16 protein-coding genes are annotated in these 20753 nt (G+C 75.8%); 9 read left to right on the top strand and 7 right to left on the bottom strand.

Features of this window, described 5'->3' with window-relative positions; all coding sequences use genetic code 11:
• Positions 1 to 25: 25 nt before the first annotated feature.
• Complete coding sequence (locus AC3WT4_RS18285) at positions 26 to 1024, bottom strand: AAA family ATPase (protein ID WP_074804959.1); 999 nt, start codon at positions 1022 to 1024, stop codon at positions 26 to 28.
• 204 nt (positions 1025 to 1228) lie between these two features.
• Between AC3WT4_RS18285 and AC3WT4_RS18290 the strand changes: the two genes are divergently transcribed.
• The 4 genes from AC3WT4_RS18290 (at position 1229) to AC3WT4_RS18305 (ending at position 7538) form a co-directional block, all read left to right on the top strand.
• A complete protein-coding gene (locus AC3WT4_RS18290; protein ID WP_108050611.1) occupies positions 1229 to 1738 on the top strand; it encodes a PPOX class F420-dependent oxidoreductase in 510 nt (169 codons plus the stop codon).
• 41 nt (positions 1739 to 1779) lie between these two features.
• Positions 1780 to 3888: a bifunctional copper resistance protein CopD/cytochrome c oxidase assembly protein gene (locus tag AC3WT4_RS18295; protein ID WP_492316143.1), complete on the top strand. Its 2109-nt coding sequence runs from the start codon at positions 1780 to 1782 to the stop codon at positions 3886 to 3888.
• A gap of 226 nt (positions 3889 to 4114) precedes the next feature.
• A complete protein-coding gene (locus AC3WT4_RS18300; RefSeq protein WP_492316144.1) occupies positions 4115 to 5107 on the top strand; it encodes a type IV toxin-antitoxin system AbiEi family antitoxin domain-containing protein in 993 nt (330 codons plus the stop codon).
• 52 nt (positions 5108 to 5159) lie between these two features.
• Entirely contained in the window at positions 5160 to 7538 is a 2379-nt protein-coding gene (locus AC3WT4_RS18305; protein WP_492316145.1) for a S9 family peptidase, read from the top strand.
• A 94-nt stretch (positions 7539 to 7632) separates the two neighbouring features.
• Here the strand turns inward: AC3WT4_RS18305 and AC3WT4_RS18310 are convergent, their stop codons facing one another.
• On the bottom strand, positions 7633 to 7839 hold the full coding sequence (locus tag AC3WT4_RS18310) for a hypothetical protein (protein WP_074804975.1): 207 nt from the start codon (positions 7837 to 7839) through the stop codon (positions 7633 to 7635).
• 130 nt (positions 7840 to 7969) lie between these two features.
• Entirely contained in the window at positions 7970 to 8707 is a 738-nt protein-coding gene (locus AC3WT4_RS18315) for an alpha/beta fold hydrolase (RefSeq protein WP_492316146.1), read from the bottom strand.
• 50 nt (positions 8708 to 8757) lie between these two features.
• Here AC3WT4_RS18315 and AC3WT4_RS18320 point away from each other — a divergent pair, with 50 nt between their 5' ends.
• On the top strand, positions 8758 to 9606 hold the full coding sequence (locus AC3WT4_RS18320) for a helix-turn-helix transcriptional regulator (protein WP_492316147.1): 849 nt from the start codon (positions 8758 to 8760) through the stop codon (positions 9604 to 9606).
• Between the two features lie 10 nt (positions 9607 to 9616).
• Here AC3WT4_RS18320 and AC3WT4_RS18325 read toward each other — a convergent pair whose 3' ends face one another.
• On the bottom strand, positions 9617 to 9982 hold the full coding sequence (locus AC3WT4_RS18325) for a VOC family protein (RefSeq protein ID WP_492316148.1): 366 nt from the start codon (positions 9980 to 9982) through the stop codon (positions 9617 to 9619).
• Between the two features lie 43 nt (positions 9983 to 10025).
• A complete protein-coding gene (locus tag AC3WT4_RS18330) occupies positions 10026 to 10727 on the bottom strand; it encodes a TetR family transcriptional regulator (protein WP_114553725.1) in 702 nt (233 codons plus the stop codon).
• Between the two features lie 129 nt (positions 10728 to 10856).
• Between AC3WT4_RS18330 and AC3WT4_RS18335 the strand changes: the two genes are divergently transcribed.
• The 4 genes from AC3WT4_RS18335 (at position 10857) to AC3WT4_RS18350 (ending at position 17847) form a co-directional block, all read left to right on the top strand.
• Complete coding sequence (locus AC3WT4_RS18335; protein WP_492316149.1) at positions 10857 to 13868, top strand: MMPL family transporter; 3012 nt, start codon at positions 10857 to 10859, stop codon at positions 13866 to 13868.
• Positions 13865 to 16306, top strand: a complete 2442-nt coding sequence (locus AC3WT4_RS18340; protein ID WP_492316150.1) for a YhgE/Pip family protein — start codon at positions 13865 to 13867, stop codon at positions 16304 to 16306. Before AC3WT4_RS18335 ends, AC3WT4_RS18340 begins: the two co-directional genes overlap by 4 nt.
• A gap of 104 nt (positions 16307 to 16410) precedes the next feature.
• Complete coding sequence (locus AC3WT4_RS18345) at positions 16411 to 17481, top strand: chymotrypsin family serine protease (protein WP_492316151.1); 1071 nt, start codon at positions 16411 to 16413, stop codon at positions 17479 to 17481.
• A 105-nt stretch (positions 17482 to 17586) separates the two neighbouring features.
• A complete protein-coding gene (locus AC3WT4_RS18350; RefSeq protein ID WP_228485195.1) occupies positions 17587 to 17847 on the top strand; it encodes a hypothetical protein in 261 nt (86 codons plus the stop codon).
• 202 nt (positions 17848 to 18049) lie between these two features.
• On the opposite strand, the gene AC3WT4_RS18355 is transcribed toward AC3WT4_RS18350, so the two are convergent.
• Together AC3WT4_RS18355 and AC3WT4_RS18360 are read right to left on the bottom strand one after the other, a co-directional pair.
• The gene (locus AC3WT4_RS18355; RefSeq protein WP_492316152.1) at positions 18050 to 18361 is read right to left on the bottom strand and encodes a YHS domain-containing protein; all 312 of its coding nucleotides are present in this window, start codon (positions 18359 to 18361) and stop codon (positions 18050 to 18052) included.
• Positions 18362 to 18393: 32 nt separating this feature from the next.
• Positions 18394 to 20712 (bottom strand): heavy metal translocating P-type ATPase, encoded by a 2319-nt coding sequence (locus tag AC3WT4_RS18360; protein WP_492316153.1) that lies wholly within the window; start codon positions 20710 to 20712, stop codon positions 18394 to 18396.
• Positions 20713 to 20753: the final 41 nt, after the last annotated feature.

Genomic DNA, 20753 nt, shown 5'->3' on the forward strand with positions numbered 1-20753 from the left:
TCTCTCGGGACGGTGGGCGGGCCGGTCAGGGCGTGGGGACGGCGTCGAACACCGCGTCCACGAGCTGCTCCGGCGGCACGTTGTTGGCGAGCGCGTCGAACGTGCGCACGAGGCGGTGGCGCAGCACCGAGTACCGCACCGCCTTGATGTCGTCCGGGATGACGTACGCCCGGCCCGCGAGGATCGCGAGCGCCTGGCCCACGCGCATGAGCGCGATGCCGCCGCGCGGCGACGCGCCCACGCGCACGTGGCGGTCCAGGCCCGGCACCGGGCGCGGGCCCGAGAACCGCGTCGTGTTGATGAGGTCGACGACGTAGCGCTTGATCGAGTCGTCCACGTACACGTCGTCGACGAGGCCGCGCAGGAAGCGCACGTCGTCGAGCGAGATCGGCTGCGCCGTGAGGGGGCGCGTCATCTGACCGGTCGCGATGCGCTGGAGGATCTCGAGCTCCTGCGGCGGCGTCGGGTACGTGAGCACCTCCTTCATGAGGAAGCGGTCCATCTGCGCCTCGGGGAGCACGTACGTGCCCTCCTCCTCGATGGGGTTCTGCGTCGCGAGCACCATGAACGGGTCCGGGAGCGCGTAGTTCTCGCCGCCGATCGACGTCTGCTTCTCCTGCATCGCCTCGAGCATCGCCGACTGCGTCTTGGCCGACGAGCGGTTGATCTCGTCGAGCAGGACGACGTTCGCGTGCACCGGGCCGAGCTGGGTCGTGAACTGGCCGGTCGCGTAGTTGAAGATCTGCGTGCCGACGATGTCGTTCGGCATGAGGTCCGGCGTGCACTGGATGCGGTGGAACGAGCCGTCGACCGCCGCGGCGAGCGTCTGCGCCGCGGTCGTCTTGGCGAGGCCCGGGACCGACTCGAGCAGGATGTGCCCGCCCGCGAGCAGCGAGCTCACGAGCGCGGTGCGCAGGGCCTCCTGCCCGACGACGCGCTGGTCGAAGACCTGCCCGACGCGCTTGAGCAGGTGGCTGGCGCGGTCGAGGTCCTGCGTCGAGATGCTGCCGTGCCCTGCGGCCATCGGTCGTCCTCCGGGTGGTGCGGGTGGTGTGGTCCCGTGCGCGGCCGGAGGGCGGACGGAGCCTCGCGAGCCCCCGGCGAACCCGGCCCAGTATGCCAGCGCGGACCCCGCCGGACCGGGCGTCGTCCACAGGTTCGGGTGGGGAGAGGTCCCCACCCGCGGTGCGCCGGGAATGCCCCGGAGGGCCACGACGGTTGGCCCGGCATGAGCACCGACGCCCTCGACGCCTCCCGTGACACCGACCGCGACGTCCCCGACCGCGCGCCCCGCGCCGCGCTCGGCGAGCCCGCGCTCCTCGACCTCGTCGCCGCGCGCCACCAGGGCGTCCTCGCGACCGTGAAGAAGGACGGCCGACCCCAGCTCTCCAACGTGCTCTACGCGTGGGACCCGGAGGCGGGCGTCGCGCGCGTCTCCGTCACCGCCGACCGCGCGAAGACCCGCAACGCCGCGCGCGACCCGCGCGTCTCGCTCCACGTGAGCGCCGAGGACTTCGCGGGCTACGCCGTCGTCGAGGGCGACGCCGGGCTGAGCGCCGTCGCGCTCGACCCCCACGACGCCGCCGCCGACGAGCTGGTCGAGACCTATCGCGCGGCGACCGGGGGCGAGCACCCGGACTGGGAGGAGTTCCGGCGCGCCATGGTCGCGGACCGCCGCCAGGTGCTGCGCGTGCGCGCCACGAAGGTCTACGGGATGGCCCGCCTGTCCCGGCCCTGAGCCGTGACCGGAGGGGCTCGCGCGGTCGATACCCTGGTGGGGTGACCACCACTGCCCTGCGCCGCGCGCCCTCGGACGCCCGACCCGCGAACCCGTGGTGGCTCGTCGTCGCCGGGCCGTTCGCCGTCGTCGTCGCGGTCGTCGCCGTGCTCGCCGCCGGCGCGTTCTCGGCCGCCTTCACCGTCCCCGCCGGCTTCCCGGACCCGGGCGCGCTCGCGCGCCTCGGCACCCCCGTCGTCACGGTGCTCACCGAGCTCGCCGTCGCGCTCGCGCTCGGCTCGCTCGTCCTCGCGGCGTGCGTGCTGCCTGCCGGGACGCCCGTACGCAAGGCGCTCGGCGTGGCGGGGGCGGCGTCGGCCACGTGGGCGGTGCTCACCGTCCTGCAGGTCGTGCTGCGGTACTCCTCCATCTCGAGCACGCCGATCACGAACCCGACGTTCGGCGACCAGCTCGGCCTCTTCGTCTCGCAGGTCAGCCTCGGCCGGAACTACCTCGCGATCGTCGTCGTCGCCGCCCTGACGTCCGCCGTCGCGCTCGCCGTGCGCAGCGCGACCGGGGCGATGTGGACCGCGGCCCTCGCGCTGGTCGCCCTCGGGATGCAGGCCAACACCGGCCACGCGGCCGGCGCGGTGAGCCACGAGCTCGCCGTCTCCTCGATGTTCCTCCACCTGGCGGGCGCCGCGCTGTGGGTCGGCGGGCTCGGGACGCTCGCCGTCGTGCGCGTGCGCGGCGGGCTGGGTCGCGCGGACTTCGCGTCGTCCGTCGCGCGGTACTCCGCGATCGCGCTGTGGTGCTACGTCGCCGTCGCCGTCTCGGGCGTCGCGAACGCGAGCATCCGGGTCGACTCCCTCGCCGGGCTGACCACCGACTACGGCATCCTCCTGCTCACCAAGCTCGCGCTCCTGCTCGTCCTCGGCGCGGTCGGCTTCGCGCACCGCGAGCTCGTCGTCCGCCGCCTCGCGGGCCCGACGGCGGCCGCTCGCCCGGCCGGGGACCGTGCCTCGGCGAGCGGCGCCGGGACGGGCGGGACGTCGTCGTCCACGAGCGCACGGGGCGCGGCCGCGGAGGGCACGCGCTGGCTGTTCTGGCGGCTCGTCGCGGTCGAGCTCGCGATCATGGGCGCCGTGTCCGGCGTCGCGGTCGCGCTCGGGTCCACGGCCCCGCCGGTGCCGCAGGAGGAGCCGCTCGACACCTCCGCCGCGTACCAGGTGACGGGGCACGCGCTCCCGCCCGAGCCGACGCTCGCGCGCTGGTTCACCGAGTGGCGCTGGGACCTGCTGCCCGCGTTCGCGTGCGTCGCGGCGATCGTCGTGTACCTGCGGTGGGCGCGCCGTCTCGCGCGGCGCGGCGACTCGTGGTCGGTGGGACGCACCGTCTCCTGGTGCCTGGGGATCCTCGTCCTGTTCTGGGTCACGTCCGGCGGCCCGGCGATGTACGGCCACGTGCTGTTCAGCGCGCACATGGTCCAGCACATGATCCTCGCGATGGTCGTGCCGATCTTCCTCGTGCTCGCCGCCCCCGTGACGCTCCTGGTGCGGGCGGTGCCGCCGCGCAAGGACGGGTCGCGGGGACCGCGCGAGTGGGTGCTCGCCCTCGTCACGTCGCGCGTGGGCCAGTTCTTCGCGAACCCGATCGTCGCGGCGGTGAACTTCGCCGGCTCGATGATCGTCTTCTACTACACGCCCGCGTTCGAGTACGCGCTCACGACCTACGTCGGTCACCTCGTCATGCTGGTGCACTTCACGCTCGCGGGGTACCTGTTCGCGAACGCGCTCGTCGGGATCGACCCCGGTCCGCACCGCCCGCCGTACCCGCAGCGTCTGCTCCTGCTGTTCGCGACCATGGCGTTCCACGCGTTCTTCGGCGTCGCGCTCACGTCGGGCGAGGAGCTGCTCGTCCCGGAGTGGTTCGGCCTCCTCGGCCGTGAGTGGGGCCCGAGCGCCATCGCCGACCAGCAGCGCGGTGGTGCCGTCGCGTGGGGCATCGGCGAGCTGCCGACGCTCATCCTCGCCATCGTCGTCGCCGTCATGTGGACGCGCTCCGACGAGCGCGAGGCCAAGCGCCGCGACCGCCAGGCCGACCGCGACGGCGACGCCGAGCTCCAGGAGTACAACGACATGCTCGCCCAGATGTCGAAGCGAGACGACTGACCGACGTACCCCCACCCCCTCCCGCCCCCGCCCCCCACCCGCCCCCCGTCTCCGCCGAACACGGGGTTGGAGACCGAGAATCCGGGATTTCGGTCGCTGATCGCGTGCTCGCGGGTGGTGATGGTGGTCAGGGCTGGTTGTGCACAGGGTCGGGTTTGGGCGGGGTGTTCACAGGGGCGGAGTCTGCGTGCCGCAGTGGACCGGGCGTCGTGCTGCCATGCCGCTCATGGGGTTCTCACCGGAGCTGGACCGGCTCGTCGCCGCGCAGGCCGGGCTCGTGTCGATCGACCAGCTGCTCGCCGCAGGTGTCTCCTCGCGCGTCGCTCGTCGTCGCGTCGACTCGGGTACCTGGGCGCGCGTCACGCGGGGTGTCTACGACCTCCGGCCGCAGGCCGGCCGGCGCCGGGACTGGGACGACCGACGGCGGAGATCGGCGTGGGCGGGCCTGCTCGCGTTCGGACCGGAGGCCATCGGCGTCGGGACGACGGCGCTCGTGCTGCACGGCGTCCAGGGCGTCCCCGCCGGGGTCGCCCCGGAGGTCGCCCTGCCCCGTGCGAGCGACCGCACCACCCGCGACGGCATCCGCCTGCGGCAGTTCGACGACGGGATGACCACCGTCCAGATCGGTGGGCGGGCGGTCGCGACCGTCGAACGCGCCCTCGCCCAGGCGGTGCCCGAGCTGCCCCGCGCCCGCGCGCTCGCCGTCCTGGACTCCGCGCTGCACCGGCGGTCGACCGACCCCGACGGGCTCGCGAGGGCGCACGACCTGGCACGGGGGCGCCGTGGTGTCGCCGCCACGCACGCGCTCTGGGGGATGGCGGACGGCCGCGCGGAGTCGCCGCTGGAGTCCTTCGGGCGGCTCGACTGCGTGGACGCGGGCGTGCCGCCCGACGTCATCCAGCTGCCGGTGCTCGACGCGGACGGTCGCGTCGTCGCGCGGGGAGACATGGGTTGGCGCCTCGGTGGCGGGCGGTGGCTGGTGGCCGAGATGGACGGAGCGGACGTGCACTCCGACCCCGAGGCGGTGTACGCCGACCGCACGCGCCAGAACCGCCTGGCCGTCTCGGGCACCATCGAGCTCCTCCGGTTCACGGGTCGCGACGTGCCGGGCGGCGTCGGCCCCGCGATACGGGCTTTCCTCGATCGCCGCGTCGAACACGGGAAAAGCGACCGTCGAACACGGGGTGGGCGACCCGAATCGGCGGATTCCGGTCCCTGACCCCGTGTTCGGCGGGGGCGTTTTCCGGGGAGGGGCGTGATAGGACGTGTGGGTGAGCAATCTCGCTGGCGCGCCCGGTATCCCTGACCCGACCACGAACCCGTTCCACGAGCTCGACCGATATCTCGCGATCCCGCGCGTCGGGGGCCTCGCGCTCTCGCCCGACGGGACGCGCCTCGTCACGACCGTCCAGACGCTCGACCCGCAGCGCACCGGGTACCGCGCGGCGCTGTGGGAGGTCGACCCGGCGGGCCAGGCGCCCGCGCGTCGGCTCACGCGCAGCACGAAGGGCGAGTCGAGCGCGACGTTCAGCGGCGCGGGCGACGTGCTGTTCACGTCGGCGCGGCCCGACCCGGACGGCGGGTCCGACGACGACCCGACGTCGGCGCTGTGGCTGCTGCCGGCGTCGGGCGGGGAGGCGCGCGTGGTCGCCACGGCGCCCGCGGGCGTGAGCGGGCCGCTCGCGGCGACGCACGCGCCGGTCGTGTCGGTCGCGGCGTCGGTGCTGCCGAGCGCGCGCGATCTCGCGCACGACGCCGAGCTCCGGTCGGCGCGCAAGGACGCGAAGGTCGCGGCGATCCTGCACAGCGCCTACCCGGTGCGGCAGTGGGACCACGACCGCGGACCCGACGAGGCGCACCGGTTCGTCGGCGACCTCACGACGCTCGTCGACGCGCCGGCACAGCCCCTCCCGGCCCCGAGCACCCCGGCGGCCCCGACCGACGCGCCGGCGACCTCGGGCAGCACCGCGCCGCTCGCCGCAGCGCCGCTCGCCGCAGGCGCGCAGGACACCGCCGGGGAGCACGCCGCCGACGAGCACGACGCGCGGCTGCTCGACCTGCGTGACGTGAGCCGCGGCGTCGGGCACGACGGGACGCCGGGGCGCGCGCTGCACGAGCACTCGGCGGACCTGTCCGCCGACGGCACGACGCTCGTCACGACGTGGCAGGTCGCGGGCCCCGGCCCGCAGGTGCGCAGCACGCTCGTCGCGATCGACACGGCGACGGGCGCGCGCCGCACGCTCGTCGACGAGCCGCGCGCGGAGGCGCACTCGCCCCGCATCTCGCCCGACGGCGCGTGGGTCGCGTTCGTGCGCGAGACGATCTCGACGCCGCACCAGGCGCCGGAGGAGAGCCTCGCCGTCGTGCCGCTGCACGCGCCGGACGGGCCCGCCGGGACCACGGAGGGCCACGACGACTCGGCGACGACGCGCGCCGAGAACCACGCGACGCCGCGCACGCTCGTACCGCACTGGGACCGCTGGCCGACGTCGCTGCGCTGGCTGCCCGACGGCTCGGGCCTGCTCGTCACCGCGGACGACGACGGCCGCGGCCCGGTGTTCCTCGTCCCCTTCGACCCCGCGGGCAACGGCGTCGCCGAGCACGGCACGGCCGAGCGCGTGACGAGCGACGACGCGACGTTCACGGACGTGCAGGTCGCGCCCGACGGCAGGACGCTCTACGCGCTGCGGACGAGCTACCTGGAGCCGGCGCACCCGGTGCGCGTCGACCTCGGGGCGTTCCTCGACTCCGGCACGGCGGGCGGCCGTGCGCCGGTGCCCGCGACGCCGCTGCGCGGCCCGGTCGCGACGCCCGACCTGCCGGGCACGCTCGTCGACGTCGAGACGGCGGCGGCGGACGACGTGCGCGTGCGAGGCTGGCTCGCGCTGCCGCACGGTGCGTCCGCGGAGGACCCGGCACCGCTCCTGCTGTGGATCCACGGCGGCCCGCTCGGGTCGTGGAACGCGTGGAGCTGGCGCTGGAACCCGTGGCTGATGGTCGCGCGGGGCTACGCGGTGCTGCTGCCGGACCCGGCGCTGTCGACCGGGTACGGGCAGGACTTCGTGCAGCGCGGCTGGGGCGCGTGGGGCAAGGCCCCGTACACGGACCTGCTCGCGATCACGGATGCCGTGGAGGCGCGCCCGGAGGTCGACGCGACCCGGACGGCCGCGATGGGCGGGTCCTTCGGCGGGTACATGGCGAACTGGGTCGCGGGGCACACGGACCGCTTCCGCGCGATCGTCACGCACGCGAGCCTGTGGGCTCTCGACCAGTTCGGCCCGACGACGGACCACGCGTACTACTGGGCGCGCGAGATGACGGACGAGATGGCGCTGGAGAACAGCCCGCACCGGTTCGTCCAGGACATCGTGACGCCGATGCTCGTCATCCACGGCGACAAGGACTACCGCGTGCCGATCGGCGAGGGTCTGCGGCTCTGGTACGAGCTGCTCGCGTCGTCCGGGCTGCCCGCGGGCCCGGACGGGGACACGGTGCACCGCTTCCTCTTCTACCCGGACGAGAACCACTGGATCCTCCAGCCCCAGCACGCGAAGGTCTGGTACCAGGTGGTCCTGGCCTTCCTCGCGGAGCACGTGCTGGGGGCCGCCCCGGGCGAGGGCGACGCCGCGCTGCCGACGACGCTCGGCTGACCGGGCCGCCACCCGCGGGCGGCGGCCCGCAGGGCTCGTCCGTCGACCGCCGTCCGACGGCCGCCGTCCGACGGCCGCCGTCAGGCGACCGCCGTCAGGCGACGGTCGACGGGAGCCCTGCGGCCGCCGCGCGCCAGCGCCGCACGAGGCGCCGGTCGGCGGCGCCGCGCGCGGCCGTCCACAAGCAGTGCTGGGTCGTCTCGCGGTGCTCGAGGAGCGCGTCGCGGTCGTTCTCGAGCGCCCAGAGCAGGGCGGTGCGCACCTCGGTGCGCGAGGGGGCGGAGGGCAGGGTGTCGTGCATGGTCCGTCTCGTCGTCCGTCGTTCTGCGGCGGCCGGTCGGCCGTCCACACGAGGAGACGGCAGAAGTCTCCGTCTGTGACGCGACTTCGGAGACTTTTTTCCGGAACGTGCACGATGTCTCACCCGGGGGTCAGGAGACGGCGTCGACGATCACGGCCGCGAGGTCCCGGGGACGCGAGAACATCGGCCAGTGACCGGTCGGGAGGTCGACGTACGTGACGTCCCCGACCTCGCCCAGCTCGGTGTGCAGGGGCGGCCCCGGGTGCGCCATCTCGGCGAGGACGGCGGACGGGATGGACGAGCAGACGGCGGTCGCCGGCACCTCCAGGCGGCGGGGGTCGGACACGTGCACGACGCCCCGCGCGACGGGCCCCGGGGTGGGCACCGCCCGCTCGCGGAACCGCGCCAGCGCGGCCTCGTCCAGCCCGTCGAGGCTCGACCCGCCCTCCGCGAGCTCCTCCCACGTCGGGAGCGGGACCTCCGCGACGTCGGCCGGGAGGTCCGGCGACAGCGCCGCACCGTCGACGAGCGGGCCGGTGTCGACGTAGACGACACGCTCGATGCGCGTGGGGTCCCGGTCGAGGGCCTCCTGCACGACCGGCCCGCCGCCGCTGTGCCCCACGAGCACGACGCGGCCGTCGAGCCCGTCGACGAGGCGGGTGACCGCGGCGACGTGGTCCGCGCGCGTGACGTGCGCGCGGTCCGCGGCGGTCGCGCCGGGCTCCAGGCCCGGCAGGGTCACCGGGTGGGGGACGAGGCCGGCGGCCTCGAGGTGGGGGACGACGTCGTCCCAGGCCCATGCGCCCAGCCAGAAACCGGGGACGAGGACGACGTGGACGGGCTGCGCGGACGTTCCGTGGGTGCTCATGCAGCCACCCTCGCAGGGTGTCGGTGACACCTGTCTGTCACCATTCTGGGGTGAACAGGACGGAGCGCCTCTACGCGCTCGCGGAAGAGCTGCGCCGCGCGGGCCGGACCGGCACGACGGGCCCGCGCCTCGCCGCGGCGCTCGAGGTGAGCGAGCGGACGATCAAGCGCGACGTCGCCGCGCTCCAGCAGGCCGGGCTCACGATCTGGGCGCAGGCGGGACCCGGGGGCGGGTACGTGCTGGACCCGAGCGCGTCGCTCCCGCCCGTGAACTTCACGCCCGGCCAGGCCGTCGCCGTGGCCGTCGCGCTCGCGACGCTCCCGCCCGGCAGCCCGTTCGCGGTGGACGCCCTCGCCGCCCGCGGCAAGGTGTGGGACGCGCTCGGCGCGGGCGACCGCGCGCGGGCCGAGGCGCTCGCCGCGCGCGTGTGGGTCCGCCACGCCGCGCCGGACCCGGACCTGACCGACGCCGTCCCGCCTGCGAGCCCGCCCGACGGCGCCCCGCCCGCCAGCCCGCCCGACGGCGCACCCTCAGGAGAACCGCACGACGGCACGGCCGCGCCGGGCCGGGGCGACGTCGTCGGGCGGGCGCGGACGCACCTCGGCGTGCTGCGCGCGGTCGAGCAGTCGATCGCGGGCTCGCGCGTGCTGGCGATCCGGTACCGGGACGGCCGTGGCGCGACGTCGACGCGTCGGGTGGAGCCCGTGCTCCTCGCGCACACCGACGGCCGCTGGTACCTCGTCGCGTGGTGCCGCACGCGCGAGGCGGTCCGGTGGTTCCGGCTCTCGCGCGTCGAGCGGGCAGACCTCACGGCGGAGGCGTACGACCCGCGCCCCGTCGCGGACGTGGGGGAGCCGCCCCCGGGCTCTGCCGCGGTGTACCGCCCCGACCCCGCCTGACGCGGAGAGGTCAGTCGCCGCGCAGGACGCAGAACTCGTTGCCCTCGACGTCCGCCAGGACGACGAACGTCTCGTGCTCGCCCTGCCCGACGTCGACGCGGCGCGCGCCGAGCCCTTCGAGCCGCGCGACGTCGGCGGCCTGGGTCGACGACGAGAAGTCGAGGTGCAGGCGGTTCTTCACCGTCTTGCCCTCGGGGACGCGCTGGAAGACGAGGCTCGGCGGTCCGAGGATCGTCTCGCCTTCGCGCGGGAAGAGCACGGCCTCGCCGTGCGGCCCGGTCTCGCGCCCCGTCCACCCGAGCGCGGCCTGCCAGAAGTCCGCCACGACGGCGGGGTCGGCGCAGTCGACCACGGCGCCGCTGAAGGTGAGTGTCATGACCCCAGTGTGACGCGCGCCACCCACAGCGCGAAGGGGGGCCTCAGGCCGGAGCGGGCACCGGCTCGACGAGCCGGCCCACGAGCGCCGGGAGCCAGTCGGCGGTCTGCGCGCGCTGCACGGCGTCGTCGCCCGCGGGGCTGAGGAACGCGTCGCGCGCCGCGCACGTGTACGCGCTGATCAGCACGCGCGTCGCCGCGGCCGGGTCGATCGCGAACCGCATGCCGACCTCCGTGAGGACGCGCGTGAGGATGTCCGCGAGCTCGGTGCGGAACGACTCCTCCTGGTCGGCGAACCGCGCCGCGACCTGCGGGTCGCGCAGGGCGAGCAGCTCGAGCTCCGCGCTCATGAGGCACCAGCGGCGCTCGTCGCGCGGGTCGGCCATGACGGCCGCGACGATCGCCGCGATGGTGTCCGGCGCGATGACGCCGTCCCGGACCGGGTCGTCGGGCAGGTGCTCGACGGCGGCCTCGAGGCTCCGCATGCGCGTCCGGATCTCGCGCTCCGTGAGGGCGAGGAAGAGGGACTCCTTCGACTCGAAGTTCGAGTAGAAGGCGCCGCGGGTGAAGCCCGCGGCCTCGCACACCGCCTCGATCGAGGTGCCGTTGATGCCGTGCTCGGCGAACAGGCCGTAGGCGGCGTCGAGCAGGCGCTCGCGCGTGCGCTCGCGGCGCCGCGAGAGCGGTGCGTCGCTCTCCGCGCGGTCGACTCGGGTCGGGTCGAGGTCCGTCGTCACGCCGGACATGCTCCCACTGTCGGACGGTGCCGCCCGAACCGGGCGGCCTTGCGATGCACGAGTGTATCCGATACGTTCACGCATCGGATACAGCGGCGTATCCTCGAATCCGTCTGCACTCTCCCCGGGAGGCCGCTCGTGTCCTCAGCGCTGTACTCGCTCGGCCGTTGGGCGGTCGGGGCGCGCCGGCTGGTCCTCGTGGCCTGGATCGGCGTCCTCGTGCTGGCCGGAGGCCTCGCCGGGCTCGTCGGCCAGGGCCTCGACGACGAGGTGACCATCCCCGGCACCGAGTCGCAGGCCGCGCTCGACCGTCTCGCCGCGACGTTCCCGCAGGTCAGCGGCGCGTCGGCGCAGGTCGTGGTCGTCGCTCCCGACGGCTCGACCGTCGAGGACGACGCCGTCCGCGGCCCCGTGGAGGACGCCGTCACCGCGCTCGGCGACGTCGACGGCGTCGCCGCCGTCACCTCCCCCTACGACGACACCATGCCCGCGTCGGTCAGCGACGACGACGTCGCGACCCTCATGACCGTCCAGCTCGACGAGGGCCAGAGCGAGGTCACCGACGCCACGAAGGACGCGCTCGGCGACGTCGTCGACGACCTCGCCGCGGCCCTGCCCGACGGCGCGCAGGCCGCGCTCGGCGGGCAGCTCTTCAGCACCGAGTTCCCGACGCTCACCGTCACCGAGGCGCTCGGCCTCCTCGTCGCGCTCGTCGTGCTCGTGCTCACGTTCGGCTCGTTCGTCGCGGCCGGGCTGCCGCTACTCAACGCCGTCGTCGGGGTCGGCGTCAGCATGGGGCTGCTGTTCGCCGCGACCGCCGTCGCCCAGATCAACTCCACGACCCCGATGCTCGCCGTCATGCTCGGCCTCGCCGTCGGCATCGACTACGCGCTGTTCATCGTGTCCCGGCAGCGCGACGAGCTCGCGACCGGCCTCAGCGTCGAGGAGGCGACGGCGCGCGCCGTCGCGACCGCCGGCTCGGCCGTCATCTTCGCGGGCCTCACCGTCATGATCGCGCTCGTCGGCCTCGGCGTCGCCGGCATCCCGTTCCTCACCGTCATGGGCGTCGCCGCCGCCGTGGGCGTCGGCCTCGCCGTCCTCGTCTCGATCACGCTGCTGCCCGCCATGCTGGGCTTCGCGGGAGAGCGCCTCCGCCCGAAGGCACCGCGCCGTCGTGGGCGTGGGCGACGCCGTGCGGCCGCGGGAGCGGACGGCGGAAGGTCGACCGGGGCGACCGGGGCGCCCGGGCGACGGACCGGACGAGCGGCGGCTGCGCCCGAGGATGCGAAGGGCGTGGCGGGCCTGGCGGGAGCATCGCGAGGAACGAGCGACGCGGATGGTAGCCCGAGCACCTCGGGCGCAGCCGCCGCGGACCCGACCACGGACGCCGTGAGCTCGACGACGACCACAGAGCACCGCAACCGGTTCTTCGCGGGGTGGGTGCGCGCCGTCACGCGGATCCCGCTGCTGACCATCGGGCTCGTCGTCGCCGCGATCGTGCTGCTCACGCTGCCGGCGCGGGACCTGCAGCTCGCGCTTCCCGACGCGGGGACGCTGCCCGAGGACAACCAGGCGCGCGTCACGTACGACCTCGTGTCGGAGCACTTCGGCCCGGGCTTCAACGGACCGCTCATCGTCACGGGCACGATCGTCACGTCGACGGACCCCGTGGGGCTCATGAACGACCTGGGCGACGAGATCGCCGACCTCCCGGGCGTGGCGGACGTGCCGCTCGCGACGCCGAACCTCACCGCGGACACGGGCATCGTGCAGGTCGTCCCGACCGGTGCGCCGGACTCGGAGGAGACGAAGGACCTCGTCACGGAGATCCGCGCGCAGCACGACCACTTCCTCGACGAGTACGGCGTCGACCTCGCGGTCACGGGCTTCACGGCGGTGGGGATCGACGTCTCGGCGAAGCTCGGGGCGGCGCTGCTGCCGTTCGCGTTCGTCGTCGTCGGCCTGTCGCTCGTGCTGCTGACCATGGTGTTCCGGTCCGTCGCGGTGCCGATCAAGGCGACGCTCGGCTACCTGTTCTCGGTCGGCGCGGCCTTCGGCGTCGTGACCCTCGTGTTCGAGCACGGGTTCCTCGCGGACGCGCTGCACGTGACACGGCTCGGGCCGGTCATCTCGTTCATGCCGATCGTCCTCATGGGCGTGCTGTTCGGCCTCGCGATGGACTACGAGGTGTTCCTCGTGGCGCGCATCCGTGAGGACTACGTCCACTCGGGCCAGGCGCGGCGGTCGATCTTCACGGGGTTCCAGGCGTCCGCGAAGGTCGTCACCGCGGCCGCGGTCATCATGTTCGCCGTGTTCGTGGCGTTCGTGCCCGAGGGCGACATGAGCCTCAAACCCATCGCGCTCGGTCTCGCGGTCGGCGTGCTCGTCGACGCGTTCGTCGTGCGCATGACCCTCGTCCCGGCCGTGCTCGCCCTGCTGGGCGACAAGGCGTGGTGGATGCCGCGCTGGCTCGACCGCGTGCTGCCGTCGTTCGACGTCGAGGGTGAGGGCCTGTCGAAGGAGCTCGCGCTCGCGGACTGGCCGGAGCCGGGCAGCACGGACGCGGTCGTCGCGCACGACCTCGTCGTCGCGGGCGCGCGCGGCCCGCTGGCCGAGCCGGTCACGGTCCGGGTGCCCGACGGCGGGTCGCTCGTCGTGCACGGGGAGTCGCCCGCGGCGGTGTCCGGGGTCGTCCTGGCGCTCGCGGGGCGCCTGCGCCCGACGAGCGGGGCGCTCAAGGTCACGGGTCTGGTGCTGCCGGAGCGTGCGCTGACCGTGCGGCGCCGGGTGGCGCTCGTGGACCTCGCGGCGGACGTCGCCGCGCTCCCGGGCGACGCCCCGGCGCCCGCCGCGCACCGTGTGCCGGCCGCGGCGAGCGTCGCCGAGGCCCTGCGCGAGCGGCCCCGGCTCCTGGCCGTCGTCGGGACCGACGCCGTCACGTCACCCGCCGAGCGGGCCGCGCTGGCCGAGGTGCTCGCCGACGCGGCGGGTCGCGGCACGGCGGTGGTGCTGGGCGCCGTCGGGCCCGCACCGACGGACCTCGCCCCGCCCGGGACGCCCGTGCTCGACCTGCACGACCCGCACCAGCCCGACCGCACCGTCCCCGCCGCGCCCGTCGTCGGCCCGCGCACCGAGGAGGTGCCCGCATGAGCGTCTTCCCGCCCGAGCCGGTCCCGACCGACCCGACCGCCCACCCGACCGCCGACCCGACGGCCCTGGCGGCACCGACCGGCGGGGCGCGCCCCCGTCGCGTCGACGCCCGGCGCGCGTGGACCGTGGCCGCCGCCGTCGCGCTGCCCCTCGCCGTCCTCGGCCTGCTCCTGTGGGCGCTGTGGAACCCGCAGGAACGCCTCGACACGGTCAAGGCCGCGGTCGTGAACCTCGACGAGCCCGTCGAGGTGGACGGCCAGACCGTCCCGCTCGGCCGACAGCTCACCGCCGGGCTCGTGAGCGGCGGTGCCGCCTCGACCGACACCGGCGCGGTCGCCGTGCAGCCCGACCCGGGGACGACGAACTACGACTGGGTCATCACCGACGCGGACGACGCCGCGGCCGGGCTCGCCGACGGCACGTACGCGGCCGTCGTGACGATCCCGGAGAACTTCTCCGCGGCGGCCACGTCGTTCGGCGGCGACCCGTCGGACGCGACGCAGGCCACGCTGTCCGTCGAGACGACGCCCGGCGGGCGGGTCGTCGACGAGGCGCTCGCGCGCATCGTCACCACGACCGCGACGTCGGTGCTCGGCACGACGCTCACCGAGAACTACGTGGACGGCGTCCTCACCGGCTTCACGACGCTCCACGACCAGCTCGGCGAGGCCGCCGACGGCGCGGACCAGCTCGCCGACGGCGCCGCCCAGGCGAGCGACGGGGCGACGCAGCTCGCGTCGGGCGCGGGCGAGATCGCCACCGGGGCGGGCGCGCTCGCGTCCGGCGTGGGGGAGCTCGGCACGGGCGCGGACGGCCTCGCCGCCGGGGTCGGGGAGCTCGGCAGCGGTGCGGACCAGCTCGCGTCGGGCGCGCAGGGCGTCGCGAGCGGCGCCCAGGGCCTCGCCGCGGGGTCGCGGCAGGTGGCCGACGGCGTCGACCAGAGCGCCGCGGGCGCGGGGCAGCTGGCCTCCGGGGCGCAGAGCCTCGCGGGCGGCGTGGGTGCGCTGTCCACCGGGGCGTCGGACCTCGCGAGCGGGCTCGGCGCGCTCGACGCCTCGATCGCGGACGTGCGGCTGCCCGACGGCACGTCGACCGGCCGGTCGCTCCCGGAGACCGCGACCGCGCTCGCGACGGGCTCGCGCGACGTGGCCGACGGCCTCGCCCAGGTCGTCGCCGGTCTCGAGCAGCAGAAGGTCGCCGCCGGGTGCGCGCAGGACCCGACGAGCCCGACGTGCCAGGCGCTCGACCAGCAGCTCGCCGCGCTGCGCCCGCTCGCCGCGGGCGCGACGGGCGTCGCCGCGGGGAACGCGGCCCTGGCGGGCTCGCCGTCGGGCCAGGGTGGCGCCCCGACCGGCCTGTACGCGCTCGCGGCGGGCGTCGACCAGCTCGCCGCGGGAGCCGACGACCTCGCCACGGGCGCGGCGCAGGCGTCGACCGGTGCCGCCGGCGTGGCCCAGGGCGCGGCGGCGCTCTCCGCCGGGCTCGGGCAGCTCGCGCCCGGAGCGGACCAGGTCGCGGGCGGCGCCGCGCAGCTCTCCGGTGGTGCGGGCCGGCTGTCCACCGGGGCCGACGGCCTCGCCGCCGGGGTCGGGACGCTCGGCACCGGCGCGGACCAGCTCGCCGACGGCGTCGGCGCGCTCGGGACCGGCGCGGACCAGCTCGCGACCGGCACCCAGGAGCTGGCGACGGGCGCGGGCGACCTCGCGGGCGGCGTCGGGCAGCTCGCGGGCGGCACGTCGGACCTCGCCGACGGCCTGGGCGAGGCGACCGGGCAGATCCCCTCGTACACCGACGCGGAGCGCGAGAACCTCGCGACCGTCGTCGCGGACCCCGTGGCCGCGCCCGGCGTCGACGACCTCGGGACCGGCTCGACCGGCCCGCTGTTCGCGGTGCTAACGCTGTGGCTGGGCGCGCTCGCGATCTTCGTCGCGTTCCCGCCGGTCCCGGCGCGGCTCCTCGGGTCGACGCGCGGCCCCGGCCGGCTCGCGCTGGCCGCGCTCGCGCTCCCGGCGGGGATCGCCGCGGCGACCGGGCTCGTGGTCGGCGGCGTCCTCGCCGCGGTCGAGGGGGCGAGCGTGGGCGGCTGGGTCGGCCTGCTCGCGACCGGGGCGCTCGCGTCGGTCGTGTTCGTCGCGCTCAACCAGGCGCTCGCGGCGCTCCTCGGGAACGTCGGGCGCGCGATCGGTCTGCTCGTCGCGGTGCTGCTCGTCGCGACCGGCATCGTCGCGACCGTCCCGGCCGCCCTCACCAGCCTGCGCGACGCGCTGCCCGTGGGCTCGGCGCTGCGGCTGCTCACGTCGATCGTCGACCCCGGTGCGGCCGGGGGAGCCGGCGACGCCGTCGCGCTGGTCCTGTGGGGTCTCGTGTCCGTCGCGGTGACGACGCTCGTCGTCGCGCGCCGCCGGTCCGTCCGGGTGGAGCAGCTGCTCCGCGCCTGACGGGTGCGGCGTGCCGCGGTGCGCGTGTGGGCGGCTGCCGCCAGACTCTCTCGGCAGGACGCGGGCGGCGGGAGCCGTCCGTCGGGCGAGGGGACGGTGCACCGATGGACCAGCAGAAGGCACGGGAGATCAAGTCGCAGCTCGCGGACTACGCGCGCGAGCTCGCCGAGCGGTCCGGCGCGGTGATCGAGGCGCGGGACGTGCCCGACGCCGCGGAGGCCGTGCGCGCCCCCACGCTCGCGATCGGGCTCGCCCCGCACGACGACGGTGGGTACGCGATCGCGGTCCGGTACCGCCTCGGCGTGCCCACCGCGCGCAGCATCGCGCGCAAGGTCGCCTCGGAGGCGGGCGACACGGTGGACGTGCGGCGCACGGGACGCATCCGTCCGCTCGCCGCCGCGCCGGGCGCCGGGCGTGCCCGGGACGACGGCCCGGGCGTGCGCCCGCCCGTCGTCACCGCGTACGCGACCGGCGAGACGGGCCGCGTCCGGCCGCTGCGGCCCGGGGTCTCCGTCGCGCACGTGGACGTCACCGCGGGGACGCTCGGGGCGTTCGTGCGCATCGCGCCGCCGGCGGTCGACGGCGCCGACGAGGCCTCGGTCTACGCGCTGTCCAACTGGCACGTGCTCGTCGGCTCGCCGTCCGCGCGGGTGGGGGACGTCGTCGTGCAGCCCGGCCCGGCCGACGGCGGGCGCGCGCCCGACGACCGCGTGGGCACCCTCGCCGGGCTGGTCCCGCTGGAGGCCGGGGTCACGCAGACCGTGGACGCCGCGGTGGCCCTGCTCGACGACCCGGAGGTCGACCCCGCGTACCCGGTCGGGCGCATCACGACGACGGCGGTCGCGCTGGGCGGCGAGGTCGTGGGCAAGTCCGGCCGGACCACGGGCGTCACCGCGGGCCGGGTCACGGCGATCGAGCTCGACGACGTCGTGGTCGGGTACGGCGACGGGCTCGGCGCGCTGCGGTTCGACGACCAGATCGAGGTCGAGTCCACGGGCGACGGGCCCTTCTCGCGCGGCGGCGACTCCGGGTCGCTCGTCTACCGCGAGGACGGCGTGGCGCTGGGGCTGCTGTTCGCGGGGTCGGAGACCGGCGGCGCGAACGGCACGGGGCTCACGTACTGCAACCCGATCGGGACGGTCCTCGAGCGGCTGGGGGCGACGCTGCTCGCCTGACCCGGCGCGACGCCGTCCGGCTGAACCGCCGCGACGTTGCTCGGGACGCTCGGCCCTGCCCTCCGGCCGTCGTCGGGCGCACAATGGGTGCGGGAGGTGGTTGCCGTGGCGACCCTCGAACGAGCCCGGGAGGCGAAGGCCGCGCTGCGCGACGAGCTCGCGGGCCTCGACGGCGTGACCGGCGTCGGCATCGCGCGCGCCGACCTGACCGGTGCGCCGGTGCGCGGCGCCGGGACGTCCGGCGTGGGCGACGACTGGCTGCTGCGCGTCAACGTGACGTCCGACGACGTCGCGGTCCCCGAGACCGTGGACGGCGTGGACGTGGAGGTGCGCGTCGTCGGCGACGTGACGGCGTCGCGCGCCTGAGCCTCCGCCGCTCGACGCGCCCGTCGCACGACGTGCCCACCGCTCGACGCGCCCGTCGCACGACGCGCCCACCGCTCGACGTGCCCACCGCTCGACGCGCCCGTCGCACGACGTGTGCCCGGCACCGCACCGGGAGGGTGCGGCACCGGGCACGAGGGGCCGGTCCGGCGGTCAGCCCGCCGGGCGGGCAAAGGCGGAGCGGTCAGGCGGTGCGGGCGTACCGGGCCGGGTCGGCGTCGAACAGCGGTCCGCGCGACGAGCAGCACAGCCAGTAGCGCACCCCCTCGTGGTCGCGCACGAGCCCGGCCGCCTCGGCGTGGGCCTTCGCGACCATGCTCCCGCGCATCACGGGGCACTCGGCGAGGTCGTCGTCCGCCGCCTCACCCGTGGCAGCCGCGACCCCCGCGGCCGTCGCGGGCGCGTGGTGGTGCGCCGCGTCGTGCGCACCGTGGTGCCCGCCGTGGTGCGGGTGGTCGTCGTGGCCGGGGTGCGTGTCGTCGTGGTGCTGGCACATGCAGGGTCCTCCTGGGGTGTCGTCGGTCGGGGTCAGACGCCGGCGAGCCGGGCCGTCGGCGCGGTCGGGGCGGGCGTGCCGGGGTGCGCGCCGGTCGCGCGGCTGGAGAACGACCGCAGCCGCAGGCTGTTGCCCACCACGAAGACGCTCGAGAACGCCATGGCGGCACCGGCGAGCATCGGGTTGAGCAGGCCGAGGGCCGCCAGGGGGATCGCGGCGACGTTGTAGGCGAAGGCCCAGAAGAGGTTCACCTTGATCGTCCCGAGCGTCCGCCGCGCGAGGCGGATCGCGTCGGCCGCGGAGCGGAGGTCGCCGCGCACGAGCGTGATGTCGGCGGCCTCGATCGCGACGTCCGTGCCCGTCCCCATCGCGAGGCCCAGGTCCGCCTGGGCCAGGGCGGCGGCGTCGTTCACGCCGTCGCCGACCATCGCGACGACCTTGCCCTCGCCCTGGAGGCGGCTGACGACGTCGACCTTGTCGCTCGGCATGACCTCCGCGATGACCTCGTCGATGCCGACCTCGGCCGCGATCCGCCGCGCGACGGTCGCGTTGTCCCCGGTGAGGAGCACCGGCGTGAGGCCGAGCGCGCGGAGCTGGCGGATCGCCTCGGCGCTCGTGGGCTTGACCGCGTCGGCCACCACGAGGATGCCGCGGGCCTCCCCGTCCCAGCCGACGACGACGGCCGTGCCGCCCTGCGCCTCGGCGCGCGCCTTGGCGTCGGCGAGCTCGCGCGGGAGGTGCTGCGCCCACTCGGCGAGGAGCGACTCGCGGCCGACGAGCACGGCTCGCCCGTCCACGACGCCCTGCACGCCCTTGCCCTCGACGTTGGTGAACTCCGTGGGCACGGGGAGCGGGCCCACCTCCTGCGCCGCACCGCGGGCGATCGCCCGGGCGACGGGGTGCTCGGAGGCGTCCTCCAGCGCGCCCGCGAGGCGCAGGAGCTCCGCGCGGTCCGTGCCCGTCCCGGTGACGACGTCGGTGAGCGTCATGACGCCCGTCGTCACGGTGCCGGTCTTGTCGAGCACCACGGTGTCCACGGAGCGCGTCGACTCCAGGACCTCCGGTCCCTTGATGAGCACGCCCATCTGCGCGCCGCGTCCCGTCCCGACGAGCAGCGCCGTCGGGGTGGCCAGGCCGAGCGCGCACGGGCACGCGATGATGAGGACCGCGACGGCGGCCGTGAACGCCGCCGAGGCAGGGGCGCCCGCCCCGAGCCACGCGCCCAGGGCGCCGACGGCGATGGCGATGGCGATCGGGACGAAGATCGCGGACACCCGGTCGGCGAGGCGCTGGACCTGTGCCTTGCCGGACTGCGCGTCCTCGACGAGGCGCGCCATCTGCGCGAGCTGGGTGTCGCCGCCGACGCGCGTCGCGCGCACGACGAGCCGCCCGCCGGCGTTGACGGTCGCCCCGGTGACGGCGTCGCCCTCTCCGACCTCGACGGGCACGGACTCGCCCGTGAGCATCGAGGCGTCGACGGCGGAGGTGCCGGCGACGACGGTGCCGTCCGTCGCGATCTTCTCCCCGGGCCGCACGACGAACTCGTCGCCCACCGTGAGCCCGGTGATCGGGATGCGGGTCTCCGCGCCGTCGCGCAGCACCGCGACGTCCTTCGCGCCGAGCTCGAGCAGGGCCCGCAGCGCGGCGCCCGCCTGCCGCTTGGACCGCTTCTCGAAGTACCGGCCCGCGAGGATGAACGTCGTGACGCCGGCGGCGACCTCGAGGTAGATGTTCGCCGCGCCGTCGGTCCGGGCGACCGACAGCGTGAACGGGTGCGTCATGCCCGGCTGCCCGGCCGTGCCGAGGAAGAGCGCGTACAGCGACCAGAGGAACGCGGCGGTCGTCCCGACGGAGATCAGCGTGTCCATGGTGGCCGCGCCGTGGCGCAGGTTGGTCCACGCGGCGCGGTGGAACGGCCACGCGGCCCACACCACGACGGGCGCGGCGAGCACGAGGCTGGCCCACTGCCAGTACGTGAACTGCAGCGCGGGGACCATCGCCATCGCGATGACCGGGACCGACAGCACGACGGCGCCGACCAGCCGGTGCCGCAGCGCGGTGAGCTCGGGGTCGTCCGCGTCCGTGTCCGTGTCCGCCTCGGACGCGGGGGCGTCGGCGCGCGGGACCTGCGCCGTGTACCCGGTCTTCTCGACCTCCGCGATGAGCGTGGCCGCGTCGACGCCGTCCGGGACGGTGACCTTCGCCTTCTCCGTCGCGTAGTTCACGGTCGCGGTGACGCCCTCGAGCTTGTTGAGCTTCTTCTCGATCCGCATCGCGCACGAGGCGCAGGTCATCCCTCCGATCTCGAGCTCGACGAACGTCCCCGGCGACGGGGCGGCCGATGCCGTCATGAGGTGCTCCTTCCGGCCGGGCAGCGTGCTGCCCGGTGCAG

It is taken from the genome of Cellulosimicrobium sp. EB106-03-01-XG111 (genome assembly GCF_058792115.1).